4 protein-coding genes are annotated in these 4,446 nt (G+C 63.7%); all 4 read right to left on the bottom strand.

Features of this window, described 5'->3' with window-relative positions:
• A partial coding sequence (locus tag A3764_RS19970; RefSeq protein ID WP_150122325.1) for an ATP-binding cassette domain-containing protein occupies positions 1-470 on the bottom strand: 470 nt, incomplete at its 3' end.
• Positions 467-1,300 (bottom strand): choline ABC transporter permease subunit, encoded by an 834-nt coding sequence (gene choW / locus A3764_RS19965; protein ID WP_067921569.1) that lies wholly within the window; start codon positions 1,298-1,300, stop codon positions 467-469. The genes A3764_RS19970 and choW, both read right to left, overlap by 4 nt.
• 120 nt (positions 1,301-1,420) lie before the next feature.
• Positions 1,421-2,344 carry a choline ABC transporter substrate-binding protein gene (locus tag A3764_RS19960; protein WP_067921568.1) on the bottom strand — a complete coding sequence of 308 codons (924 nt, stop codon included), beginning with the start codon at positions 2,342-2,344 and terminating at the stop codon, positions 1,421-1,423.
• Between the two features lie 135 nt (positions 2,345-2,479).
• Positions 2,480-4,096, bottom strand: a complete 1,617-nt coding sequence (locus A3764_RS19955; RefSeq protein ID WP_067921563.1) for an SEL1-like repeat protein — start codon at positions 4,094-4,096, stop codon at positions 2,480-2,482.
• Between the last annotated feature and the right edge of the window lie 350 nt (positions 4,097-4,446).

Genomic DNA, 4,446 nt, shown 5'->3' with positions numbered 1-4,446 from the left:
CCCACAAGCTCAAGCTGACGGTCGGCCCGTTCGGCGCGCTCCTTGGCGGATACGCCCATCAGCTCCAGCCCGAGGCCGACATTCTCCCTCACCGTCCGCCAGGGAAGCAGGCCGAACTGCTGGAAGACCATCGAAACCCGCTCCTGCCGGATATGGCGCAGGGTCTTCGGGTCGGCATGGGTGACATCGACCATCCGGCCGCCGTCGTTTACCCGCACCTCGCCCCGCTCCACGGGGTTGAGCGCATTGACCGCGCGCAGCAGGGTGGACTTGCCCGACCCCGAAAGCCCCATGAGCACGAGGATTTCGCCCTCGGCCACGTTGACCGAGCAATTGTGCACGCCCAGCACCTGCCCCGTCTTTTCCTGAATCTCCGGGCGGTCTTCGCCCGCGTCCATCAGTGGCAGCGCCTTGGCGGGTTTGTCGCCGAAGACGATGCTCACATTGTCGAATTCAACTGCGTTGTTCATTTGCCCGTCACCCTCAGCATACGGTCCAGCATGATGGCCACGACCACGATGATCAGGCCCGATTCAAAGCCCAGCCCTGTGTTGACCTGGTTGAGCGCGCGCACCACCGGCACGCCAAGCCCGTCGGCCCCCACGAGCGCCGCGATCACCACCATGGACAGTGACAGCATGATCGTCTGGTTGAGACCGGTCATGATCTGCGGCAACGCATAGGGCAGTTCGATCTTCCACAGCGTTTGCCGGGGCCGCGCGCCAAAGGCCTGCGCCGCTTCGAGCAGCGCCTTGGGCGTCGAGGATATGCCAAGCTGCGTCAGCCGGATCGGCGCGGGCAGCACGAAAATCACCGTAGCGATAAGGCCCGGCACCATGCCGATGCCGAAAAAGACGATCGCCGGGATCAGGTAGACGAAGGTAGGCAACGTCTGCATCAGGTCGAGCACGGGCGCCATCCAGCGATAGAGCCCGGGACGATGCGCCGCGGCGATACCGATGGGCACGCCCACGCCCATGCAGACGACGCAGGCCGACAGCACGAGCGTCAGGCTTTCGGTCGTTTCCTCCCAGTAATCCTGATTGAGGATGAACAGGAACCCCAGCACCACGAAGGCGACGATTTTCCAGTTCCGCTGGATCACCCATGTCAGCACGGCGAAAGCGGCGATGATGATCAGCGGATGCGGGGTCTGCAGAACCCAGAGGATCGCCTCGATCAGGTATTCCATCACCAGCGACAGCCCGTCGAAGAACCACTCCCCCTGTATCTGCAGCCAGTTGAAGGCGTTTTCCGCCATGTCGTCGATGGGTATCTTGTTTTCCGTCAGCCAGTCCATCTGTCTTAGTCCCCCTGCTTGCGCAGCACCTTGTTGGTATCTTGATCTATCGTTGCCCGATATGAAAACGCGCCCGTGTCGGATGAGACAGGCGCGTTTGGTCGTCGTTATGGGCCGTTCTTACTTCAGCGCCATCTTGGCGGCTTCGGCCGCGTCATCGCCATCCTTGGTGGTGACGCCGGCGAGCCAGGTATCCAGCACCTCGGGGTTGGCCTTGATCCAGCCCTTCGCGGCTTCCTCGGGGTCCATGCCGCCATCGAGGATCTTGCCCATGATCTCGTTTTCCATGGCCAGCGTGAACTCCATGTTGTTCAGCAGCTTGCCGAGGTTCGGGCATTCTTCGGCAAAGCCTGCGCGGGTGTTGGTATAGACCGTCGCACCGCCGAGGTTGGGGCCGAAGAAGTCGTCGCCGCCCTCAAGGTAGGTCAGGTCGAAGTTGGCGTTCATCGGGTGCGGCTCCCAGCCGAGGAAGACAATCGGCTCGTCCTTGCGGCTGGCACGGGCGACCTGCGCCAGCATCCCCTGCTCGGAGGATTCGACCACTTCGAATTCCTTCAGGCCAAAGGCATCGTCGTCGATCATGGACTGAATCAGGCGGTTGCCGTCGTTGCCCGGCTCGATGCCATAGATCTTGCCGTCGAGTGCGTCGGCATTGGCGGCGATGGCGTCAAAGCTGGTGATGCCCAAATCGGCTGCGGCCTTGTTGACGGCCAGCGTGTACTTCGCGCCCTCAAGGTTGGCGCGCACGGTGTCGACGGTGCCGTCCTCGCGGTAGGGGGCGATGTCGGCTTCCATGGTCGGCATCCAGTTGCCGAGGAAGACATCGATGTCGCCCGCAGCCATGGAGGTATAGGTGACGGGCACAGACAGGATCTTGGTTTCGGTGTCATAGCCCAGCGCGTCCAGCACGACGGAGGCGGCGGCGGTGGTGGCGGTGATGTCCGTCCAGCCGACGTCGGAGAAGGTGACTTCTTCGCATTCGGCGGCCCAGGCGCCGGTGGCGACGGAAAGCGCGATTGCGGTAGTTGCGAGCAAACGGTTCATAAGTGATAAACTCCCGGTTGTGGTTTTTATTGACTGGCGAGACAACAAAGCGACAAATTGCAAATAAATGCAACAAACTTCTTGGTCAGGCCGTGCAACCCCTTGCGGCATTGGCCGAAGGGCGGCCTCAGCCTGTCATTCTTCGAGCCCCTGCGCCAGCCGAATCGCCTGTTTCGTCTGCGGTCCCACGGCCCCGTCGATCGCCCCGTCATAGAGCCCGTCAGCCGCCAGAAGACGTTGCAGGGCCAAGCGCACGGTGCGCCTGAGAATACGCGGATCCTCGCGCACGAGGTCGAAGATGCTGCCCGTTCCTTGGCGCAACCCCCGGTAGACATAGGCGGCCGCCTCCTCGGGGTCCGTTTCTGTCGCGGCGTCTTCGCCGATCATCGTGGCGACGCTGAACATGGCCTGCGGATGCCCCAGGTCTGCCGCCTGCCGGAAAAACCGCTGCGCCGTCTCGGTATCCGCCGTCAGCCCAAGCTCCCCCTCCATGTGCAGAAAACCCAGATCGCTGGCTGCGGCCCCGTGGCCCCGGCTTGCCGCCTGTTCATAGAGCGCAACGGCCCGGGGAATGTGACGCGGCACCCCGACACCGGTTTCAAAGAGCCGGCCCAGTTCATAGGCCGCCGTTGCCGATCCGCCGGCGGAGGCTGCGCGCAGATCCCCGGCGGCTGCGGCAGGATCATAGCGGGGATCGGTGGTGTTCAGCCGGGTGTACGCGCGGGCGAGCAAGGCGCGGGGGTCCTCCTCTTCTTCTGCCAGCGCGGCGATGGGGGCGAAAGTGTCCGCATCCAGTGCGGCCCACGCGGCACGGGGGTCCCGCGGGCGGATCAGTTTGTTGCCGTCGCGCGCCGCCAGAAACACCGGCAGATCCGGCAGCGCCCCCGTCAGCCCGGGTGTTTCCGGCAGAGCGGCCCTAAGCTGCCGCAGGGCCATGCCCGCTTCCTGACCACTCTCTTCGAGCGCGGCAATCAGCGCCGTGGCGAGCGGATCATCCGCTGCCCCGCCTTCTTCCTGCGCCGGATCTTCCGCGCCACATCCCGTTGCCTGCATCACCACCGGGCCCGGCCCCTCACTAGAAACATCCCGGTCGAGCGACACCGGCTCATCGCCGCAGATCCGCGCCAGAACGACCCCCGCCTGCCGCGCAGGCTCCGCTGCATGTACAAGTTGCTCCAGCCCCGGCTCCGCCCCCTCATCGAGCCGCGCGTAGATCAGGACGATATCCGCCGCCCCGGCATCGAAGGTGAACCTTTCGAGCGGTGTACGCACAGGCGGGGACGGCACCTTTTCCAGTGCGACGGTTTCATCGCCTTTCGCATCAGCCGCTTGATCGCTATCTGTCTGACCCTTGCCGGGCGGGCGCAGAACCTCAGCCGGGGCGGCGCTGTCTTTCGCCACTTCAATGTCTTCCTCGGGTGATGCATCCGCCTCGAAGCCATCCCCCGACTCCGTCTCATCCTTCTCAGCCGGCTCTATGGTCAACAGCGCAATGACGTTGTCGTCAGCCTCGTCAGCGGGCGCAAGGGTGATCACCGCCTCCGCCGGCTTCTCCGGATCGGGGCCGGAAGCGGACGGCGGCGTGAAGACTTCGACCCTATAGCCCGCCTGCCCGAGTGCGCTTTCCAGCCGCTCGGCATCCGGACCCGCATCCCACAGAAGCGCCAGCCGCTCCTGCGCAGAGACCCCGAGGGGCAGTAGGCAGAAAGCGAGAACGGAAGCGAGATGAACAGGTCTGCGCGCGCAGGGCATAACGAGGTCCAATCATTCACGGGACGGACCGAGGCGGCCCGACCAGTTCCAGCCTAGCGCGGGTGCGACACTTGTCCAACCGTCTGGGCCGGGCAGTGAAGACAACAGCGCAAAACTGTGGATCGTTTTGAAAAACTTGCCTAATGTCGCCGGGTAGGGTGCTATTTCGCACCGTTTGTTGACCCGTTCGGCCCGTAAGGCCCGCCCCTTCATTCCCCGCGTTACCGGCCGGGGCACCGAACCGCTATCCTTTGTCCGCGAGTGATTGTGAACGCCTCTCTTTTCTCCTTCATCTGGGAACAGTCCAAACGTCAGCAAATTCTGCTCAGCGTGCTTACTTTGTGTCTCTT

It is taken from the genome of Sulfitobacter sp. HI0129 (assembly GCF_001635395.1).
Lineage (GTDB): Bacteria > Pseudomonadota > Alphaproteobacteria > Rhodobacterales > Rhodobacteraceae > Sulfitobacter.
Note: the sequence above shows the minus strand (reverse complement) of the source record. Positions and strands in the feature narration are given on the sequence as shown.

Bases quoted from the DNA above. Each gene is read 5' to 3' on its own strand.
- A3764_RS19960 (WP_067921568.1), bottom strand. From the start codon at position 2,344: ATGAACCGTTTGCTCGCAACTACCGCAATCGCGCTTTCCGTCGCCACC.
- A3764_RS19955 (WP_067921563.1), bottom strand. From the start codon at position 4,096: ATGCCCTGCGCGCGCAGACCTGTTCATCTCGCTTCCGTTCTCGCTTTC.
- choW (WP_067921569.1), bottom strand. From the start codon at position 1,300: ATGGACTGGCTGACGGAAAACAAGATACCCATCGACGACATGGCGGAA.